Consider the following 19,065-nt stretch of genomic DNA (forward strand, 5'->3'; position numbering starts at 1 on the left):
GGCGCTTTCCCACGATCGCGGGACGGCGGCGCTTCAAACGCGCCGCGCTTATATTCTGACCTGCGAGGCGGTTCAATTCGACGTGACAGCTATTCTGGAGTTCGGGCCGCGCAGACCTTGGCGAAGAGTCCGTCGTAATAGTCAGGCGCCGGCGACCAGTGGTCTCTCGGCGGATAGGTCTTGGTGATCTTTCCTTCGCCCATCTGGCCTGCATACCAGGCGCCGCCCTCTGACCGGTATTTCCGATTGACGCAATCGAACGACGCTTTCTCGATTTCGGACAGACCCTTTTCGGCAAGTCCAAAGGCGGCGGCTTTGGGCGAGGCCGCGTTGTAATCGGTGAGCGCGTCGATCGTGACGATTCCATCGGCGGACGTTCGGCGGGAGGCGACGTCCGTGTATATGGTGGAAAAATCGTCCTTGGAGACCTGAGCCCAATTGTCCCGGGCCAATGCGGAAGACGCGAGCGCCGACGTGAGCGCCGCGACGCCGATCCTCCACATCGCCGCCCTCATCTTCGGCTTAGACCAGCGCGCCGTGGCAATGCTTGTATTTCTTGCCGGAGCCGCAGGGGCAGGGCTCGTTGCGGCCGACTTTGCCCCATGTCGCCGGATTGCCGGGGTCGCGCGCCGCCGCCGGCGCGTCGCTGACCGCAAGCCCGCGCGCCGAGAAATCGGCCGTCGCGAGGCGCGTGTTGAGTTCGTCGAGCGCGCCTTGCACGCCACCGCCGATCAGCGCCTCGGGATTGGGATGCGACATTTCCATCGGCGGCAATTCCGGCGGCGCTGAAGGCGGCGCCTCGAACGACACTTCGACGCGCATCAACTGCGTGGTCACCGTTTCGTCCCAGCGCGTCATCAGGCTCTTGAACAGTTCGAGCGCCTCGGACTTGTATTCGTTGAGCGGATCGCGCTGCGCCATGCCGCGCCAGCCGATCACCTGCCGAAGATGATCGAGCGCGACGAGATGCTCGCGCCACAACGTATCGAGTGACTGCAGAACGACCTGCTTCTCGATCATCCGCATCAGCGGCTCGGTGTTTTTCTCGACGCGCTCGCCATAGGCGGCGTCGGCCGCCTCCATCAGGCGCTCCTTGATTTCCTCGTCGGCGATGCCTTCTTCCCTGGCCCAGTCTTCGACCGGCAAGTCGAGATTGAGCTTCGTCCGCACGTCTTCTGCGAGACCCTTGACGTCCCAGGCTTCGGCGTAGGCGTCATGCGGGATGTGCTGCGACACCATCGCGTCGACGACGTCCTCGCGCATATCGGCGACCTGATCCTCGACGCTTTCCTCATTCATGATTTCGCGCCGGCGCTCGAACATCACCTTGCGCTGGTCGTTCATGACGTTGTCGAATTTGAGGATATTCTTGCGGATGTCGAAGTTGCGCGCCTCGACCTTGTGCTGCGCCTTCTCGATCGCCTTGTTGATCCATGGATGGACGATGGCTTCGCCTTCCTGCAGGCCGAGCTTCACCAGCATCGAATCCATGCGCTCCGAGCCGAAGATGCGCATGAGGTCGTCCTGCAGCGACAGGAAGAATTTTGAGCGGCCGGGGTCGCCCTGGCGTCCCGAGCGGCCGCGCAGCTGATTGTCAATGCGCCGGCTCTCGTGACGCTCGGTGCCGATAATATAGAGGCCGCCGGCGGCGATTGCCCTCTCCTTCAAGTCGGCGACTTCTTCGCGAATTTCCGCTTCCTTTTTGGCGCGGGCGTCGCCTTCGAGGCCGGCGCATTCCTGCGCGACGCGCATCTCGACATTGCCGCCGAGCTGAATGTCGGTGCCGCGGCCGGCCATATTGGTGGCGATGGTGATCGCGCCGGGCACGCCGGCTTCCGCGACGATATAGGCCTCCTGTTCGTGGAAGCGGGCGTTGAGCACGGCGAAGAGTTTCGAGGGCTTGCCCGAGCGCGCCGCCTCATAGAGTTTGGAGAGGCCCTTCGGATCGGCGAAGTCGATCATCTTGTAGCCCTGCGACAGCAAGAATTCGGCCAATTGCTCCGACTTCTCGATCGACGTAGTGCCGACCAGCAGCGGCTGCATCCGCCCGTTCGCGTCCTTGATCTCCTCGGCGATGGAGGAAAGCTTCTCCTTCGCCGTGCGATAGACTTCGTCGTCCTGGTCGAGGCGGCAGACATCACGGTTGGTTGGAATTTCGACGACGTCGAGCTTGTAGATTTCGGCGAATTCATTCGCCTCCGTCGCCGCCGTACCGGTCATGCCGGCGAGCTTGTCGTAGAGGCGGAAATAATTCTGGAAGGTGATCGAGGCGAGGGTGACGTTCTCCGGCTGAACCTGAACGCGCTCCTTGGCTTCCAGCGCCTGATGCAGGCCTTCCGAATAGCGACGGCCCGGCATCATGCGGCCGGTGAATTCGTCGATAATGACCACCTCGCCCTTGCGGACGATGTAATCCTTGTCCTTCTGAAAGAGCTTATGCGCGCGCAGCGCCTGATTGACGTGATGCACGAGCGTGACGTTGTGCGCCTCGTAAAGCGCGCCGTCGGTCAGCGCGCCGGCTTCGATCAGCAGTTCCTCCATATGCTCATTGCCGGCGTCGGTGAGATGAACCGTGCGCTGCTTCTCGTCGAGCTCGAAGTCGTCGGCGTTGAGCCTGGGGACCAGTTTGTCGATCGTATTGTAGAGATCGGATTTGTCGTCAATCGCGCCCGAAATGATCAGCGGCGTGCGCGCCTCGTCGATCAGGATCGAGTCGACTTCGTCGACGATCGCGAAATTATGTCCGCGCTGCACCATCTGCGCGAACTCATATTTCATATTGTCGCGCAGATAGTCGAAGCCGTATTCATTGTTGGTGCCATAGGTGATGTCGCAGGCATAGGCGGCCGCGCGATCCTCGTCCATCAGATCATGCACCACGACCCCGACGGTCATGCCGAGGAATTTGTAGATCTGGCCCATCCATTCTGCGTCGCGCTTGGCCAGATAGTCGTTCACCGTGACGACATGGACGCCCTTGCCGGCGAGCGCGTTGAGATAGACGGCGAGCGTGGCGACGAGCGTCTTGCCTTCGCCGGTGCGCATTTCCGAGATCGCGCCTCCATGCAGCACCATGCCGCCGATGAGCTGGACGTCGAAATGGCGCTGGCCCAGCGTCCGCTTGGCCGCCTCGCGCACCGTGGCGAAGGCGGGGACGAGCAGATCGTCGAGGGTCTTGCCGGCGGCAAGCTCCTCGCGGAACTGGCGGGTGCGGTCCTTCAGCTCGTCGTCGGAGAGCGCCTCGACCTGCGGCTCCAGCGCATTGATCGCCTTGACTTTCGGCGCATAGGTCTTGAGACGGCGATCATTGGCCGTGCCGAAAATCTTCTTGGCGAGTGCGCCGATCATCCTTGCGAACCTTTCTCCCCGCGCAGCGTCTGCCGCCTTGTCGGCGCGCCGGTTAACGGCGGCCGGCGGAGCGTCGCTGAATGCATGAATAACATCCGCCTGCGACATCGCCCCAATGGCGGGGGCGCCGAGACCGACGCGGCGTTTCCGCGGGAGAGATAAGAGCCGCCGGAAACCTTGTCAACGTAAGGGAATTGCGCACGACGCCATGCGGCTGACGGCCCCGAAGGGCGGGATGAAGGGCGTTGACGGCGGCCGACGCGCTGTCTGGGGCGGGGTTTGCGAAAAATGCGGAATCAAGTTTTTCGCGCAAAGCGCGTTCTAAGCTTTTGGAATCGATCACCTTGTCTGGATTTGGATGATTCCGTCCAAATGCAGCGTCGATTGACAAATTCGCTTTATGCGCCCGGCAGTTAGCCGTCGTCAGAGATATTTCGGCAGCTACATCAGTTACACAATCGATCTCGTCAAATAAAGAGTCTACGGCGCCTCATTGATCGGCCGCAGCGGCAGAGGCATCGCGCCGGCGTCGATGAGCCGCGAGAAGAGCTTCAGCCCCACCGGCTCATTGCCGTTGGGATGAACGAGCACAATCGAGCCGGGGCGGGGCCGCAACCCCAGCGCCAGCCAGCTGTCGGCGCCGAGCGGCGCCAGATGGCGGTCGCGTATGCGCTCGAGCAGCGCCGTGTCGGCGACGAGTCCCGGAAAGCGAAAAAACACCGACGGCGTTTCCCCTTCGGCGATGATGAGCTTTTCCGTCTCGAAAATTTCGCGATCGACGTCGACGCCCGGCCGCAGGAAATAGTTCCGGCTGTCCGCAAGGCGGCGAATATAGGGATGGCTGTAGGAATGATTGGCCCATGTGATGGCCAGCGCGCCGATCCGCTCCTTCTCGCGCAGCCAGGCGAAATCGGCGCCGTGGCGGGCGATCCAGCCGCCGGAGACGGCGAGCGTCACTGGCGCGCCTCGACCTTGCGCGGCGAGCTTTTCGAAGAAGGCGCGGTCGAGCCGTTTGCGGCTTGGGCAAAGGTCGCCGGTGACGAAGGCGCCGACGCCGACGCCGTGAATGAGCCCGGCGTTGACGAGCGCCGGCGGACGCGTGGGGTCCTGCGGCGGATGCAGCGCCTTAATGTAGCGCGTCTCGGCCTGTTCGCCGTCGCTGGTCGCTTCGCAGCGCCAGCATGACGCGCGCTCCAGCGAGGTATGCAGCGATTGCGGATCGACGGTCAGGATCAGCGGGTTCCCGTCGACGCTCATCCGTCGGATGGCGAGCCGCGATTCGCCTTCGCCATTGACGCAGGCTTCGAAAATCGGCGCATAGTCGCGCACCCGCGCGCCATTCGGCGCCGGTCCCGGCGCGATATTGACGGGGCCGCAACTATCCTCTTCGCCGCGCGCCGTTGCGGCGCAGGCGACATACGCCCACACTAGCAGGACGAGGACTCGTCTCACGACGCGATCATGATCAAAAACGAAGAAATTGAGAAGATCATTCTTTCGTTCGAACCGAGTGAGTCGGCCGAGCTTGCGGCAAGACTGGGCGAAGAGATCGCGGCTCATTTCGGACCGCGCGAGGAACGGCCCGTCTGCGTCGTCGCGCGTGATCCCGAGGGGACTCTCGTCGCCGGCCTCAATGGGGTCTCGCACTGGCGCTGGCTTTATGTGCGTCATCTCTGGGTCGAGCAATCTCAGCGCGGCCGCGGCTGGGGACGCCGGCTGATCGCGGATGCCGAGCGGATCGCCAGGGAGCGCGGCTGCGTCGGGGTCTATGTCGATACATTCGATCTGCGAGCGGCCGCTTTCTATGAAGCCCTCGGATTTGAACGCGCCGGCGAGATCGTCGGGTTTCCCCCTGGACACGAGCGATACATCTTGAGCAAGCAGTTGGCCGATGCGCCCCCTCCCTGTCCCTCCCCCGCTTCGCGGGAGAGGGGACGCTAACGAGCAGCTTTCGCGCAAATTGCAACAAAGGCCCGAAGGGGGAAGTCGCGGGGGAGAGCCGGGGAGGGGGAGCAGGGGGAACATGACGCAAGCGATGTTAGCGATGGTTTTGCCGGCGCCCCATGCGCCGCTGGTCATGGAGGAGCGGCCCGCGCCTTCGCCGGGCGCTGGCGAATTGCGGCTCAAGGTCGAGGCTTGCGGCGTTTGCCGCACTGATCTCCATGTCGTCGACGGCGAACTCACGCGACCCAAGCTTCCGATCGTTCCGGGCCATGAAATCGTCGGCCGCGTCGAGGCGATCGGCGCCGGCGTGACCGGCGTCCGGCTTGGACAGCGGGTCGGCGTCCCCTGGCTCGGCCACACCTGCGGGCATTGCCCCTATTGCCTGAGCGCGCGCGAAAACCTTTGCGACGATCCGCTCTTTACCGGCTATACGCGAGACGGCGGCTACGCCACTCATGCCGTCGCCGACGCCTCTTACTGCTTCCCGCTGCCGGAAGACGGCGATCCGGCGACGCTCGCGCCGCTGCTTTGCGCCGGCCTCATCGGCTGGCGGACGCTGAAGCTGGCGGGTCCGGCGGACGTGATCGGCATTTACGGCTTCGGCGCCGCGGCGCATATCATCGCTCAGGTGGCGATCGCGCAGGGCAGGCGCGTTCACGCCTTCGTGCGGCCGGGCGATCGGGCGGCGGCTGATTTTGCGCTGTCGCTCGGCGCAGCGTCGGCGCAGGATTCCGACGCGCCCTCGCCGGAGCCGCTCGACGCCGCGCTGATTTTCGCGCCGGTCGGCGCGCTGATCCCGCGCGCGCTCGCCGCGACGAAGAAGGGCGGCGCCGTCGTCTGCGGCGGCATTCACATGAGCGACATTCCGAGCTTTCCCTACGCGCTGCTCTGGGAGGAACGGCGGCTTCTTTCGGTCGCCAATCTCACGCGCGAAGACGCGCGCGAATTCCTCGCGCTGGCGCCGACGCTGCCGCTGAAGATGCATGTGACGCGCTATCCGCTGGCGAAGGCGAACGAGGCGCTCTCCGATCTGCGCGAGGGCCGGCTGCAAGGCGCAGCGGTGCTTATTCCTTAGCTCGAGGGGCGGCCGTCATTGCGAGCGAAGCGACGAAGTAATCCATTCCGCTGCGCGATACCGGATTGCTTCGCCTTCCGCTCGCAATGACGGCGCGTGTCATTCCCGATAGGCCGAAGGCCTGATCGGGAATCCAGAGTCGAGCCAAGAGTGCTGGTTTTGCGCTGGTTTCCCGATCGCCGCTTAGCGCGCGTCGGGAAAGACAGGAGGAGTTGGAGCAGGCAACGCCAAATCAACAGGCCTTTTGATCTCTGCGGCGACGGTCGCCGTATCTTTCGAGGCATCGATCTTGAACCATTCGATCGCGCCGGTCGCCTTTTCCATCTGCGCCTTGAGAACCTCGCGCGTCGCGTCGGACACGTCATTGACGCGCGCGTCGACGCGCGCCGCGCGCCGCGCGAGATCGAGATCGAGCCAGACGCCGCAGAAGGGCGCGCGCGCACGCCCGGCTGCGGCTGCGATCGCGTCGCGATCTTCAGGACGATCGAAGACCGCGTCGACGATGACCGGCCAGCCGAGCGCGGCTATTCGCGCCGCTTCCTCGAACATTTCGCCATAGACTTTTTCCGAGACGGCGCTCGCATAGGCCTCCTGCGGAAGACGCGCGGTCGGCGGGGCGCCATAGAGCCGCTTGCGAATGCGGTCGCTGTTGATGATTCGCGCGCCGGGCGGACATCCGACCAATGGCGCGAGAGCCGCCGCGACGCTCGATTTGCCTGACCCGCTGAGGCCGCCAATCGCGACGACAGCGCCTTTGGCCGGCGCGAGCAGGGCGTCCGCGAGATCGAAATAAAGGCGCGCGCGTTCGCCGTTTCCTTGCGAGGCTTCGACATGGGCGCGGATCGCGGCGCGCAGCGACATGAACAAGGGGAGGAGCGGCAGGCCGTCGGTCTCGTCGCGCGCGTCGAGGTAGCGGTTGAGGGCGAGATTTGCGAAGGCGCGCGCGCCCGCCCGCCAGAAATCCATCAGCAGGAAACCGACGTCATAGAGCACGTCGATCGTCGCCATCTCATCGTCGAATTCGAGACAGTCGAAGAGCGTCGGCGCACCTTCGAAGAGACAGATGTTGCGCAGCGTCAGATCGCCGTGGCAGCGGCGCACCTTGCCCTGCGCCTTTCGCCTGTCGAGAAGCGCGCTTTGCGCTTCGAGGGCTTTGCTCAGCCGCGCGACGAGCGCGTCGATTCCTTCCGCGCTTGCGGTCGCCGCATGGCGCAGGCTCAAGGACGCATCGTCCAGAATTCGGCGCATCGCCGCCCCGCCGCCCCTCTCATAATCCGGCACTGCTTCGTCGTGAGTCCTGGCGATTCGACGCGCGAGCGACTCCACCATGTCGCGCGTCAGGCGGCCATCTTTCGCGATCTGCTCGAAGAGGTCGTCGTCGGCGAAGCGGCGCATGACGACAACCGCGTCGATCATCTCTCCTGCGCCATCGAGCGCCAGCGAACCGTCCGCCTCGCGGGTCACGCGATGGGCGCCAAGATAAAGTTCGGGCGCGAAGCGCAAGTTGAGCGCCGCCTCGCGTTCGCACATTTCCAATCGGCGGCTCGGCGTCGAGAAATCGAGATAGGAGAAGCGCACTGCCTTTTTCAGCTTGTAGGCGCGGGTCCGGCACAGCGCGACGACGGAGATGTGGGTCGTGACGATCCGCGCCGCGCCGCCGTCGAGCGAAGCGAGAAAGCGCACGACCTCTTCCTGCGCGCCAAAATCCATTTTGCGCCCCGATGTCGTCCGCCAAAGCCCTGCCGCCCAAGGGCCGCCTCTCCGGCGTGGGATCAGGCTTATTCCATGCCGAGAGCGGAGAGATAGAGGTCGAGGATTTCCTCCTCCTCCTGGCGCTTGTGCTTATCCTGCCGGCGCAGCGACACGATCTTGCGCATCACCTTGGGATCGAAGCCCGTTCCCTTCGCTTCCGCGTAGACATCCTTGATGTCGTCGCCGATCGCGCGTTTTTCCTCCTCGAGCTTTTCGATCCGCTCGATGAAGGCGCGCAAATGTCCGCCGTCGACGGCATTGCTGGCCATATGTATTTCCCGAGGCTGCTCCGGGCGGGCGAGGATGCGCGCCGGCAGGCCGGAGCCTTGCGACAAAGGAACCGGCCCCGTCAAGGCGGACCGAGGACTAATCCCCGTATTCCGCAGACAGGGGTTCGACTGTAATCTTCGCCGTCCCTTCATTATTGCCGTACGTATGGCGCTGGTCGCCGTCGGAATTTGGCTTCTGCCCAAAGAGCGTCGCGAGCGGAACGAAGCCGGAATAGGCGTCGTTGACGTAAAGGAACAGTTCTCCGGCGGCGGGCGCTTTGAACCGCACCGTCATTTCGTCCTTGAGCGATCCGTTCGGGAATGGGACGAAAGGTTGTCCCGGGATGATGTCGAAGCCCTCTGCGCCAATTTGCAGGATTGGCTCCACCCAGGGTTCGCCGAGCACCCGTTTGATGGTGAGCCCCGCAAGGAAAAACCCGACTTTTTGGCCGAGCGAAAGTTCGTTGCGCTTCAGGCCGCCGAGATTGGCGGCGAGCCCGCCGTCCGTCCATTCCTTATCGATTTTGAATGTCACGGCGTAGAAGCGGCCCTTTTCCAATGTGTAGCCGGTCGCCTTGCAGGGGTTCGCGGTAGAAAATTCTATGCTTGCTTCACTCGATAGGCTTTTGGCCATGAGCGTGCTTTTACATATTTCGCCTTGATAGGCGCGGTAGTGAAAATAGAGCCGATCGAAAAAGAAGAAGACCGCGAAAACGGCGATGACAAACAGGAAGCTTGGCATCGCCCAATTGGCGACGAAACCCCCGATCCGATTGGCAAGTTTGCAATCTAACAGGAATATGGCGATCGGGTCCCAAAACAGACGACCCAGCACGCTCTGCGATGGTCGCTCGGTCATCCCCCATGCGAAGCGCGAGCGGTCGGCGATGACGCGCCTCAAATGCCCGCCCCACCAGAAGGTGATCCCGAAAATCAGCAGCAACACGCCCGCGCAGATCGGATATTGTTGAAAAGTGCTGAGCCAGGGCGATAGAAAGCCGGGAAGGTAGCCGGCCACGAAACCGATGATCGAATTGAATAGCTTCGCCGCGGCCCAATTCGAGTCGCCGTCCTGGCGCTCCAGCAAGGGCATCAACAAGAGTATGATGAGCGACCAGAGCGTGAGCTGGTAGGAGACGCGCCGCCAAAAGACGGCGGCGTCGACGAGATCGAGATTTCTCTCACTTGGCGCCTGGAGTTTGGCGACCAATTGCGCCAAGCTCGATATCTTGCTTTGCGAAGCGCCAACGCCGTCGGCAAATCTGCCTTCACGCTTCCGCGCATCGGAGGCGAAATCGAAGAAGACCTTCGACCGGCCGGTATTGTCCACGACCTGGAACTGTCGAGGCAAGGCGATCGGCGCATAACCCTGGAAACGCAGCGCCATTCGATAGATGACGCTTTCGTGGATCAGCGGCGTCGGCGGCGGCGCAGCGCTTGCCGTCGGGCTCATTTTGCCCTGTTCCAAAGTGAGCTGGCGCGCGTTATTTAGAATTCCAGCGATATCGCGCGGCTTGTATCGATAAAGCGCGCTCAATCCGCTGCGGGAATCATAGATCTGTCCGAAGGCGGTCGCTTTCGCCTCGATGTCTTTCTTGATCGAATCGATAAAGACGACGCCGTGTTTTTCCGCCTCCTGCATGATCCAGCGCATCGGCAGGATCGCTTCGCTGTCGTCGGGATAGCCGCCGCCGACATTCGCGTGCACGCCGGCGAACCAGATTTGCTGGCTACGCTCGCAGACTTCTTGATGCGCCCTGTCTTCCGCCTTCTCGCGACTCATCCCTTCGGCGACGAGAGTCGCGATGATCGCATCGCGCTTGCACGACGCTTCATAGCGCGTCTCCGCATCGTCGAAAGGAATCGGCGTGAAAGCGTCGCGTTCGTCGTCGATCGACAGGGCATGACGTGTGACGCGGACGACAGGCAGTAAATCATAGCTGCTGAACGTCAGTGGAAAGATGAATTTGTCGATAAAGACTCTTAGTTCCTCGACGGGCATGCCATAGGCGCCCACAGTGTCCCACAAGCCCAGGAAGTCGATCGCGTCGACATGGATGTTCTTATCGCGGTCGTAAGGCGTTGAATTGCGATCGAGCCAACGGATTACGACCTCGTCGCGCAGCCATCGCCAGATATTCTCGAGTCTGAGGAGAGTATGAAAATGATCCGCTCGGAACTTCTGATAGGCGCGCTCAGCCAGCCTGTTGAGCTCTTCTTCCGAATCGGCGCCGAGCGGCAGGCCTTCCGAGGCCACGAGGCCGATAAGAACGCGGATGGTGAAGGCGCCCCGGCTGAAGCCAAAACATGCGATCTTCGGAGGATAAATCTTCCCGTCGGTCGTTTCGCTGGGTGCGAGATGCTGCGTCGCCAAAGCGTCGCGGTAGTGGCGGGTGAGAAACTTATAAAGGTCCAGCACATTGCGTTTCAGGCCAAAGCCGAAGGCTCCCGTGATGGCGGCCAGCCAGCGATGCTGCGAGGAGCCGACGCCATCGTCGTAATAGGCGATCTGGCCTTGGTCCGGCGTCAGGTCGAGCGCGGCATAGAGACGAAAGACGTTGGTCTTGAAAGTCGAGGCCGAACTATTGCCCGTCCCGTCCGAAAAAAGGACGATAGTCTTAAACATGTTCCACTCCAAATATTTGCGATATTAAACCAGCAAGGTACGCCCTCGGAGAGAAGAGAGGCAAGCGCCTTTTGCGTGTTTCGCGCGAAATCCACCACCAGCGGCGCACTTGAATCCGCCGTCCGGTTCGCCAATCTTTGGCGGGCCAGTTGAAAGGCGGCAAGTCGATGACCGAGCGCGATCCCTTTTCAAGCCGTGAGCCGCCGATGAGCCGGGCCGGCGCGCGCGCGGCGCCTTACATTCCGCCGCAGGCGCTCGAAGGCGTGCGCAGCCGCCGAATCATGGCCGTCATGCTGGACTTGATCCTCGTCTCCGGCATGTCGGCGGCGCTGTTCGTCGCGCTCTTCATTTTGAGCGCCGGACTGTCGGCCTTCATCCTGCCGCCGCTGTTTCCGATCGTCGCCTTTTTTTATAATGGCCTGACCGTCTCGGGGCCGAGAATGGCGACGCCCGGCATGGCGTTCATGGATTTGGAGATGCGGACCATGGAGGGAGATTCAGTGCCGTTTTTGCAGGCGGCGGTCCATGCGGTGTTGTTCTATGTCACCTGGCTTTTCCCGCCGTTGCTGCTCGTATCGCTGTTTACGAGCGACAAGCGCTGCCTGCACGACATGCTCGCGGATGTGATCATTTTGCGGCGCTCGTCTTAAAATCTGCAATTTCGAAGCCACAAATCGGGCCTTAAATCTGACCTTGGCGCGCGCCGCTCGGGCGCTCTAGATTAACTTTCAAATCCGGGAACAAGAGAGCGTGACGAAAGAGCCGCGCGACGCGCCGCAATTCTACCTGACCTCTCCCGCGCCGTGCCCCTATTTGCCGGGCCGCGAGGAGCGGAAGGTATTCACCCATCTGATCGGCCTTCGGGCGCCGGCGCTCAACGACACGCTGACGCAATCGGGATTTCGCCGCTCCCAGACCATCGCCTATCGCCCGGCCTGCGAGCAGTGCCGCGCCTGCGTTTCCGTGCGGGTGAAGCTCGACGAGTTTGCGCCATCGCGCGGCATGCGGAGAATCCGCAGGCGCAACGTCGATCTTATCGCCGAAACCCGGCCGGCGCGCGCCACGCATGAGCAATACGCGCTGTTTCGCCGCTATGTCGGCGCGCGCCATTCGGACGGCGGCATGGCCGATATGAGCATGGTTGATTATCAGATGATGATCGAAGACAGCCATGTCGACACCAGGCTCATCGAATATCGCCTGGCGCGCGCGAATGGCGAGATCGGCCCACTCGTCGCCTGCTGCCTGACCGACCGCCTCTCGGACGGGCTTTCTATGGTCTATTCCTTTTACGAGCCTGAACTGGAGCATCGCTCGCTCGGGGCGTTCATGATTCTCGATCATGCCGAGCGTGGCCGTAGCTTCGGCCTGCCGCATGTCTATCTCGGCTATTGGGTCGAAGGTTCGCGCAAGATGGAATATAAATCCCGCTTCCTGCCCCAGGAGCGTCTGGGCATGAGCGGCTGGGTCCGGGTGGGCTGAGCGCGGCGCCCCTCCCGAAGCTGCGCAGGTCACAAAATCGCCGGACTATTCGGTCCTTGTTAAGATCGAAGATGCACAACTCGATCGAAACGGTCGGCGTGGTCCTCTAGACGCGCCGTCTTTCGGCTTGACTGCCGGGACGCCTCCCGGCCATGCGATTGGAGCGATCTGTGCGAGAATCCGCAATTCTGCATTTTGTCCGCGGCGCTGCGCTTGTTGTCGGCGCAGTCGCTCTCGCGCCGGCCGGCACCGCTTACGATCAGTACGGGCAGGCCGAATGGGCGCAGCGCTATGACGCCGACGCCCGCCTGACCGTTTCCCGTTCGACGACCCCGATACTGTCGACTCAGACGGTGGCCGCGACCGAGGCTGCGATCGAACGCTTTCGCGAAATCGTCGCCAATGGCGGCTGGCCCTCGGTCGCCGGACAGCAATTGCGGCTCGGCTCGAACGGCCCGGCGGTCACGGCTCTCCGTCGTCGGCTGATCGCCTCCGGCGACGTCGGGCCCGAAACCGGCTCAAGCCCGATCTTCGACTCATATGTCGAGGCGGCGGTGCGCCGCTTCCAGGCGCGTCACGGCATTATCGCGACAGGAGTTGTCAATCAACAGACGATCCAGGCGCTGAATGTTCCGGCCGAGACCCGGCTGCAGCAGCTCGAGACCAATCTTGTGCGGTTGCGCAGTTTCTCCCGCGACCTCGGCAACCGCTACGTCACCGCCAATATTCCCGCCGCGACGGTGGAGACCGTGGAGAATGGCGAGGTCATGACCCATCACATGGCGGGCGTCGGCAAGATCGACCGCCAGTCGCCGGTGATGCAGACCAAGGCCATTCAGGTCAATTTCAATCCGTTCTGGACAGTGCCGGCCTCGGTGATCCGCAAGGACCTGATTCCGAAGATGCAGGCCGATCCGAACTACCTCAACGCCAATCACATCCGCGTCTATAACAAGGATAATCAGGAGCTTCAGCCCGAGCAGATCAACTGGCGCTCGCTCGACGCGCTCAATTTCCGGTTCCGCCAGGACATCGGCGGCGACTTCAACTCGCTCGGCGTGGTCCGCATCGACATCGCCAACCCCTACGGGGTCTATATGCATGACACGCCCGCGAAAGGCGTTTTCGGCGACGATTTCCGCTTCGTCTCCTCCGGTTGCATCCGGCTTCAGAACGTGCGCGACTATGTCGCCTGGCTCTTAAAGGAGACGCCAGGCTGGGACCGCGACCATATCGATCAGGTCATCGCTTCCGGCGAGCGTGTCGACGTCAAAATCTGGCCGGCCGTGCCGGTTTACTGGGTCTATGTCACGGCTTGGGCGACGCCGGACGGAATCACCCAATTCCGTGACGACATCTATCAGCGCGACGGACTCGGGATGCGCTCGGCCGGCGCCAATTCGGCCGCGCCGACGGTCGTCCAGGCCGCGCGTCCGATGCCCGCCGATGGTTTGATCCAGGGCGACGACGACAGCTATTTCGAGGAGCGTCCGAGGCGGTAGAGCATTTTCCGCCGACGCGGATGCCGAATCTGCATAGAAAATGCGTCAATTCAAGAAAGTCGATCGCAATCTTGAATCGATGATTCATGAATGGCATTTAGCGGCGGCCTGCCTTATTGCGCCGCAGCTTCGCCGCGCGTCGCGCGCCAGGTGCCGCCGCAAAGGTCGGTCGACGACGACCACGCGCCGGCGCCCTTGCCGTTGCGCAGCGTTCCATGGAAGCGTACGACGCGTTCGCCTTGGCCGGTGAACCGCGCGACGATCGTTCCTCCTTCGTCGACATAGCCCCAGGTGGAGCCGGCGGGGCCGGAAGCGGCGGCGATCTTGCCGTCGACGACATCGAAAGACGGCGGGATCAAGAGCTGGCATTCGCCGACCGTCGTCGCGGCTTCGATGCTCCATGTGCCGTTCGTATCGCCGACCGGCCCTGACAGCGTCTGCTCGTTTTCCGGCTTGGCTTTTTGAGCGCGCGGCTGTTTGGCGTACGCTCCCCCAGCCGCCACGCAGGCCGCAAGCGCCAACGCTAGAATCCTCATTTGGCCTCCGAAAGCGCGCGTCGCAGCGCGCCATGCATGTCGCAGCCTGCGTAGATGAACGTCGTCACGCCCGCATGGCGCAGACGCTCCTCCAGTTCCCCCGGCCGGCCGGCGAGATAGAGCTGCGCGCCTGCGCCCTTGAGCGCGAGCGCGGCCGTTTCCGCCGCGTCTCCATAGACCCTGTCGGATGAACAGATGCAAGCGAGTTTGGCGCCGGATTCCCGGTAGGCGTTGACGATCTCGATGGTTGATTCGGTTTCGGGGCCAAAAACGGCCTCGACGCCGCCGGCCTCGAAAAAGTTCTTGGCGAAATTCGCCCGCGCCGTGAAGGCGGCGACCGAGCCGAGATTCGCCAGGAAAATCTTGGGTCGATCGCCAGTTTGGGCCAAGTAGGCGTCCGCTTCTTCGCGTAGCCGCTCGAAGGGCTCGGCGAGACGATGCGGCGCGAGCGCGGCGTTCGTTAGCGCGCCGGCCGGCGGCTCGACGCTTTCCGCTCGGGCGTCATAGGGCGCGAGAACGTCGAGCGCGCCCTCGTGAATGTCGGGAAACTGGTTCGCGCCGATCAGCTTGTCCTTGGCGCGAGCCATGTTCTTCGTCCGCAATACGGCGGCCTCCGCGACGCGCGCCCGGAAGGCTCCCGTCTCCAGCGCCTTTGGGAGCCCGCCCTCTACCTCGATCTGCTGAAACAGAGTCCACGCCTCCCGGCACAGCGCGTCGGTCAGCGTCTCGAAGCCGCCGGCGCCATTCGTCGGATCGTCGACGGCGTCGATATGGGATTCGTCCTGCAAAACGAGCTGGGTGTCTCGGGCGAGGCGTCGCGCGAATTCGTCGGGAGCGCCCAAAGCCTGCGTGAAGGGCAGAACCGAGACGGCGTCGGCGCCGCCGACCGCCGCTGAGAAGGCGGCGAGCGTGCCACGCAGAATATTGTTCCACGGGTCGCGCCGCGACATCATCCGCCAGGCGGTCTCGGCGAAGACCAGCGCCGGTTTCGGAGAGAGGCCGCATGCCTCTTCGACCCGCGCCCAAAGGCGCCGCGCCGCCCGAAATTTGGCGACGCCCAGCAATTCGTCGGCGTCGGCGCTGAAACGGAAGGCGATCAGGCCGCGCGCGGCGTCGAGGTCGACTCCAGCCTCCGCCAGCGCCCGCAGATAGGCGAGCGCCGAGGACAGCGCGAAGGCGAGCTCCTGCGATTCGGTTCCGCCAGCCGAATGCACGACGCGGGCGTCCGCGACCGCGGTCGCGTAAACGAAGCCAGCGTCGGCGGCGGTTTTTACGTCGCGCGCGAAGCTTTTGGCAGCCTGCGGCCAAGGCTCGGCGGCGAAGCCGTGCCGCGCCTGCGCGCCGAGCGGATCGAAGCCCATCGACACTCGGGTGAGCGAGGGCTCGATATGTTGGCGGTCGATGAATCGCCTGATCGCCTCGGCGGCGCCCGGCGCGCGCGGCGAATAGTCGAGCGTGACCGGAATGCCGTAGTCGAGGCGAACACTGGCGAGCAGATGGGCGATCGAATCATCGTCGTCGCCGGCGAGACCGCCGCCATAAGCGCCGATCGAACCGGCGAAGACGAGATTCAGCCCATCCGCGCCGCCATCAAGGTCCTGCAGCGCCAGGCGGTTGGCGGCGTCGGCGTCGGCGAGGTCGACGCGCGCGAGTATGGCCCAGCGGCCCGGGTTCTTGCGCAGCGCCCGAACGGGCGAATCTGCGGCGTGGCCGTAGAGCGGTTCGACGGAAAGTCCGTCGTAGGTCATGGAGACCAGCGCTTCGAAAGACGCGCCTTTGAGCGCGCGCTTGACCAGGGCGCGCCATTGGGCTTCCGTGGCCTGTGGAAAAACACCCGCCAGCGCCGTCTCCTGTCCCGTCATTTGCCCCGTCGCCCTCCGTTGTTTCGGGCGGCCTTTTCGCATGAACCTGTGCGGCGGGCCACCGCTAATCCGCGAATGGCGGGACGGGCTTTATTTTCGGGGCCAAACGCCTTAACCAGTCCCGATCGCGCTTCGGGCGGGCGGGTAGCGCGCGAGGGCGGAACAGCCGAGATAAGGGCGGGCGGTCCGACCGCGCGACCCGATTAAGAGGCGTCGGATCGACGCGCCGCGTCAAAGCGCCGCGTGCGCGTCAGTTGTCGCCGAAGCGGCGAAGAAGCCTGAAACGGAGGGACCCGTGACGGACAATGTGCAGGATAGGAGCCAGCTCATCGACGAGATCGTAGAGGTGATCGCGTCTGAAGGCATGGTCGACAAAAGCAAGATCACGCCCGACGCGTCGATCGAGAGTCTCGATCTCAAATCCGTGGACATCGTCATGATTCTCACGGCGCTCGAAGAGAAGTTCAACGTCTATATCCCGATGGATGGGTCGCTGCAGGAAGCCAAGGACGTGAAAAGTCTGATCGAGGCGATCGCGGACCATATTCAGAAAGAGCGCGAGAAGCAGTAAATGGCGTTCTCGCGAGCGCGCCCCCAGGGGCGCCGCGTCGTTATTTCCGGCATGGGCGCAGTCTGCGCCTCGGGCGTCGGCGCTCAAAAACTCTGGGAAGCAGCGCGCGACGGCGTCGGCCAGATTCGTCCGCTCAAGACCGAACGCCCCTACGACGGCCGCATCAAGATCGCGGCGCAGGTGCCCGGCTTCGATCCTGCCGAACATATCGAAGCCAATATCCTTCCGTTCTGCGATCCCTTTACCCAGTTCTGCATCGTCGCCGCCGACGAAGCGATGGCGCAGGCGGGGTTTAAGCGTAAAGACATCGCCGGGCCCGGAACCGCCGTCATCATCGGGTCGGGCATCGGCGGGATGACGACGATCGAGGACGGCATCTATCGCTATTACGTCGAGGGGACCAGGCCCGAGATGCTGAGCGTCCCGAAGCTCATTCCGAGCGCGGCGCCAGCGACGATCGGGATGCGCTATTCCTGTCTCGGTCCGACCTTCGCGATCGGCAGCGCCTGCTCTTCGGCGACGCAGTCGATCGGACTCGGCATGCAGATGATCAGACTGGGTCTGGTCGACAAAGCGATCGTCGGCGGCGCCGAAGCCTGCGTGATCAATGCGACGATCCGCGCCTGGGAGGGGCTTCGCGTCCTGAGCCCGAGTCTGTGTCGTCCCTTTTCAAAGGGCCGCAACGGCATGTCGCTTGGCGAAGGCGCGGCGGTCTTTATTCTTGAAACCGAGGAGTCGGCGCGGGCGCGGGGCCACGAACCCTTATGCGAACTCGCGGGCTATGGCACGACGAGCGACGCCAAGGACCCGGTGCGCCCCGACCTCGAAGGCGCGTCGAGTTCGATCTCTCTGGCTTTGGAAGACGCGGAAATGACGCCGCAGGACATTCACTATGTGAACGCCCACGGCACCGCGACTCACGCCAATGACATCACCGAAGCCGAAGCGATTTTGCGCGTATTTGGCGACTATGGGCGCGTGGTGCCGGTGTCGTCGACGAAACCCATTCATGGACATGCGCTCGGCGCGAGCGGCGGCCTGGAACTCGTCATCACCATCAAGGCGCTGCGTGAACAGATCGCGCCGCCGACCATCAATTTCCTGGAACGAGACCCGAAATGTCCGCTCGACGTTGTCCCCAACGCCGCGCGCAAGCATAAGATCGATGCGGCAATGTCGAACTCTTTCGCTTTCGGAGGGATCAACGCCGTGCTGATCGTGCGTCATGCCGCTTGAGCCGCCGCTCGCTCTCGGGCCTTTCCGCCTGCGCGTCGATCCTGCGCGCGCCGCGGCTTATGCGCGGGAAACCGGCGGCGACGGCGCCAGCGTCCCGCTCGCCTATCCTGCGGTCTGGCTCGCCGAGCCCTCGCTTTTTTCGGTGGTGAGCGACCTCTGCGTCGAACTCGACGTCGTGCCCGTGCATGAGTCGCAGAGCTTCGCCTACGACATGCCTCTCGTCGCCGGCGAGAGCTATGATTTGCGCGTCACTATGAGCCGCGAGGAAACCCCGCCGCGGCTGATCATGGCGGCGACTGTCGCGACGCCCGGCGGCGAAAGCTGCGCGCGAATCGAAACATTGCTGCGGCTGGTGCCGCGCGCCGGATTTGGGAGCGCGTCATGAGCGGCGACATCAAAGTCGGCGATACGCTGCCCGAAACGATCATCGGCCCCTTCGACGCGCCTTCGCTGGCGCGCTATGCTGAGGTTTCGGGCGACGCCAATCCCTTGCATCTCGACGATGCGGTGGCGGCGGCGATCGGCCTCTCGGCGCCGCCGGTGCATGGCATGAAGCTCCTCGCTTTTTTTGAGCCGATGCTGAGGGCTTGGCGCGGCGACCTCGTCATCTCTTCGCTTGCCGGAAAATTCGTGCAGCCGATCCTGCGCGGCGACACCGTCAGACTGTCAGGTCGCGTGCTGCGCGCGACCGAAAATGAGATTTTCGTCCGTCTGACGGCCTATGGCGCCGCGCGGGCGCCCGGCATCATCGGCGAGGCGACTCTGCGTTTTCATCCTCCCCTCGAGGGGGAGGGTCGGACGGCGAAGCCTTTCGGGGCGGGGTAGGGGATGGGCGTCCAGGAAGACACCCCCACACGGCCGC

17 protein-coding genes are annotated in these 19,065 nt (G+C 63.4%); 9 read left to right on the forward strand and 8 right to left on the reverse strand.

All coding sequences use genetic code 11. The annotated features are described in order from the left end of the window. Positions 1-89: 89 nt before the first annotated feature. The 3 genes from AB7I51_RS01575 to AB7I51_RS01585 all read right to left on the reverse strand — a co-directional run bounded on the left by AB7I51_RS01575 (position 90) and on the right by AB7I51_RS01585 (position 4,800). A complete protein-coding gene (locus tag AB7I51_RS01575) occupies positions 90-503 on the reverse strand; it encodes a surface-adhesin E family protein (RefSeq protein WP_428402783.1) in 414 nt (137 codons plus the stop codon). A gap of 19 nt (positions 504-522) precedes the next feature. Next, complete coding sequence (gene secA, locus AB7I51_RS01580) at positions 523-3,348, reverse strand: preprotein translocase subunit SecA (protein ID WP_428402782.1); 2,826 nt, start codon at positions 3,346-3,348, stop codon at positions 523-525. Positions 3,349-3,828: 480 nt separating this feature from the next. Then, positions 3,829-4,800 carry a polysaccharide deacetylase family protein gene (locus AB7I51_RS01585; RefSeq protein WP_428402781.1) on the reverse strand — a complete coding sequence of 324 codons (972 nt, stop codon included), beginning with the start codon at positions 4,798-4,800 and terminating at the stop codon, positions 3,829-3,831. A 9-nt stretch (positions 4,801-4,809) separates the two neighbouring features. Here AB7I51_RS01585 and AB7I51_RS01590 point away from each other — a divergent pair, with 9 nt between their 5' ends. Next, the gene (locus tag AB7I51_RS01590; protein ID WP_428402780.1) at positions 4,810-5,289 is read left to right on the forward strand and encodes a GNAT family N-acetyltransferase; all 480 of its coding nucleotides are present in this window, start codon (positions 4,810-4,812) and stop codon (positions 5,287-5,289) included. Positions 5,290-5,383: 94 nt separating this feature from the next. After that, entirely contained in the window at positions 5,384-6,367 is a 984-nt protein-coding gene (locus AB7I51_RS01595) for a zinc-dependent alcohol dehydrogenase family protein (RefSeq protein ID WP_428402828.1), read from the forward strand. A gap of 183 nt (positions 6,368-6,550) precedes the next feature. On the opposite strand, the gene AB7I51_RS01600 is transcribed toward AB7I51_RS01595, so the two are convergent. The 3 genes from AB7I51_RS01600 to AB7I51_RS01610 form a co-directional block, all read right to left on the reverse strand. Continuing rightward, a complete protein-coding gene (locus AB7I51_RS01600) occupies positions 6,551-8,077 on the reverse strand; it encodes an AAA family ATPase (RefSeq protein ID WP_428402779.1) in 1,527 nt (508 codons plus the stop codon). Positions 8,078-8,145: 68 nt separating this feature from the next. Further along, complete coding sequence (locus AB7I51_RS01605) at positions 8,146-8,388, reverse strand: DUF2312 domain-containing protein (protein WP_428402778.1); 243 nt, start codon at positions 8,386-8,388, stop codon at positions 8,146-8,148. 97 nt (positions 8,389-8,485) lie between these two features. Continuing rightward, positions 8,486-11,014, reverse strand: a complete 2,529-nt coding sequence (locus AB7I51_RS01610) for a DUF2235 domain-containing protein (protein WP_428402777.1) — start codon at positions 11,012-11,014, stop codon at positions 8,486-8,488. A 167-nt stretch (positions 11,015-11,181) separates the two neighbouring features. Between AB7I51_RS01610 and AB7I51_RS01615 the strand changes: the two genes are divergently transcribed. The 3 genes from AB7I51_RS01615 to AB7I51_RS01625 all read left to right on the forward strand — a co-directional run bounded on the left by AB7I51_RS01615 (position 11,182) and on the right by AB7I51_RS01625 (position 13,998). After that, positions 11,182-11,664: an RDD family protein gene (locus AB7I51_RS01615; RefSeq protein WP_428402776.1), complete on the forward strand. Its 483-nt coding sequence runs from the start codon at positions 11,182-11,184 to the stop codon at positions 11,662-11,664. A 100-nt stretch (positions 11,665-11,764) separates the two neighbouring features. After that, positions 11,765-12,496: an arginyltransferase gene (locus AB7I51_RS01620; RefSeq protein ID WP_428402775.1), complete on the forward strand. Its 732-nt coding sequence runs from the start codon at positions 11,765-11,767 to the stop codon at positions 12,494-12,496. Positions 12,497-12,648: 152 nt separating this feature from the next. After that, positions 12,649-13,998: a L,D-transpeptidase family protein gene (locus AB7I51_RS01625; protein WP_428402774.1), complete on the forward strand. Its 1,350-nt coding sequence runs from the start codon at positions 12,649-12,651 to the stop codon at positions 13,996-13,998. 113 nt (positions 13,999-14,111) lie between these two features. On the opposite strand, the gene AB7I51_RS01630 is transcribed toward AB7I51_RS01625, so the two are convergent. Further along, a complete protein-coding gene (locus AB7I51_RS01630; protein ID WP_428402773.1) occupies positions 14,112-14,534 on the reverse strand; it encodes a hypothetical protein in 423 nt (140 codons plus the stop codon). After that, positions 14,531-16,396 (reverse strand): methylmalonyl-CoA mutase family protein, encoded by a 1,866-nt coding sequence (locus AB7I51_RS01635; RefSeq protein WP_428402772.1) that lies wholly within the window; start codon positions 16,394-16,396, stop codon positions 14,531-14,533. The genes AB7I51_RS01630 and AB7I51_RS01635 overlap by 4 nt, the downstream gene beginning before the upstream one ends. Before the next feature lie 295 nt (positions 16,397-16,691). Here AB7I51_RS01635 and AB7I51_RS01640 point away from each other — a divergent pair, with 295 nt between their 5' ends. From AB7I51_RS01640 to AB7I51_RS01655, 4 genes are read left to right on the forward strand one after another with little or no spacing between them, the layout of a single operon-like run. Further along, positions 16,692-16,967 carry an acyl carrier protein gene (locus AB7I51_RS01640; RefSeq protein WP_428402771.1) on the forward strand — a complete coding sequence of 92 codons (276 nt, stop codon included), beginning with the start codon at positions 16,692-16,694 and terminating at the stop codon, positions 16,965-16,967. Next, positions 16,968-18,203: a beta-ketoacyl-[acyl-carrier-protein] synthase family protein gene (locus AB7I51_RS01645; protein WP_428402770.1), complete on the forward strand. Its 1,236-nt coding sequence runs from the start codon at positions 16,968-16,970 to the stop codon at positions 18,201-18,203. It abuts the gene before it with no gap. After that, positions 18,193-18,588 carry a hypothetical protein gene (locus tag AB7I51_RS01650; RefSeq protein ID WP_428402769.1) on the forward strand — a complete coding sequence of 132 codons (396 nt, stop codon included), beginning with the start codon at positions 18,193-18,195 and terminating at the stop codon, positions 18,586-18,588. The genes AB7I51_RS01645 and AB7I51_RS01650 overlap by 11 nt, the downstream gene beginning before the upstream one ends. Then, complete coding sequence (locus AB7I51_RS01655) at positions 18,585-19,028, forward strand: MaoC family dehydratase (RefSeq protein ID WP_428402768.1); 444 nt, start codon at positions 18,585-18,587, stop codon at positions 19,026-19,028. The genes AB7I51_RS01650 and AB7I51_RS01655 overlap by 4 nt, the downstream gene beginning before the upstream one ends. The last annotated feature ends 37 nt before the right edge of the window (positions 19,029-19,065 follow it).

The sequence above is a fragment of the Methylocystis sp. genome, from assembly GCF_050246715.1.
Lineage (GTDB): Bacteria > Pseudomonadota > Alphaproteobacteria > Rhizobiales > Beijerinckiaceae > Methylocystis.

Bases quoted from the DNA above. Each gene is read 5' to 3' on its own strand.
- AB7I51_RS01575 (WP_428402783.1), bottom strand. From the start codon at position 503: ATGTGGAGGATCGGCGTCGCGGCGCTCACGTCGGCGCTCGCGTCTTCC.
- secA (WP_428402782.1), bottom strand. From the start codon at position 3,348: ATGATCGGCGCACTCGCCAAGAAGATTTTCGGCACGGCCAATGATCGC.
- AB7I51_RS01590 (WP_428402780.1), top strand. From the start codon at position 4,810: ATGATCAAAAACGAAGAAATTGAGAAGATCATTCTTTCGTTCGAACCG.
- AB7I51_RS01595 (WP_428402828.1), top strand. From the start codon at position 5,384: ATGTTAGCGATGGTTTTGCCGGCGCCCCATGCGCCGCTGGTCATGGAG.
- AB7I51_RS01600 (WP_428402779.1), bottom strand. From the start codon at position 8,077: ATGGATTTTGGCGCGCAGGAAGAGGTCGTGCGCTTTCTCGCTTCGCTC.
- AB7I51_RS01605 (WP_428402778.1), bottom strand. From the start codon at position 8,388: ATGGCCAGCAATGCCGTCGACGGCGGACATTTGCGCGCCTTCATCGAG.
- AB7I51_RS01610 (WP_428402777.1), bottom strand. From the start codon at position 11,014: ATGTTTAAGACTATCGTCCTTTTTTCGGACGGGACGGGCAATAGTTCG.
- AB7I51_RS01615 (WP_428402776.1), top strand. From the start codon at position 11,182: ATGACCGAGCGCGATCCCTTTTCAAGCCGTGAGCCGCCGATGAGCCGG.
- AB7I51_RS01625 (WP_428402774.1), top strand. From the start codon at position 12,649: ATGCGATTGGAGCGATCTGTGCGAGAATCCGCAATTCTGCATTTTGTC.
- AB7I51_RS01630 (WP_428402773.1), bottom strand. From the start codon at position 14,534: ATGAGGATTCTAGCGTTGGCGCTTGCGGCCTGCGTGGCGGCTGGGGGA.
- AB7I51_RS01635 (WP_428402772.1), bottom strand. From the start codon at position 16,396: ATGACGGGACAGGAGACGGCGCTGGCGGGTGTTTTTCCACAGGCCACG.
- AB7I51_RS01645 (WP_428402770.1), top strand. From the start codon at position 16,968: ATGGCGTTCTCGCGAGCGCGCCCCCAGGGGCGCCGCGTCGTTATTTCC.
- AB7I51_RS01650 (WP_428402769.1), top strand. From the start codon at position 18,193: ATGCCGCTTGAGCCGCCGCTCGCTCTCGGGCCTTTCCGCCTGCGCGTC.
- AB7I51_RS01655 (WP_428402768.1), top strand. From the start codon at position 18,585: ATGAGCGGCGACATCAAAGTCGGCGATACGCTGCCCGAAACGATCATC.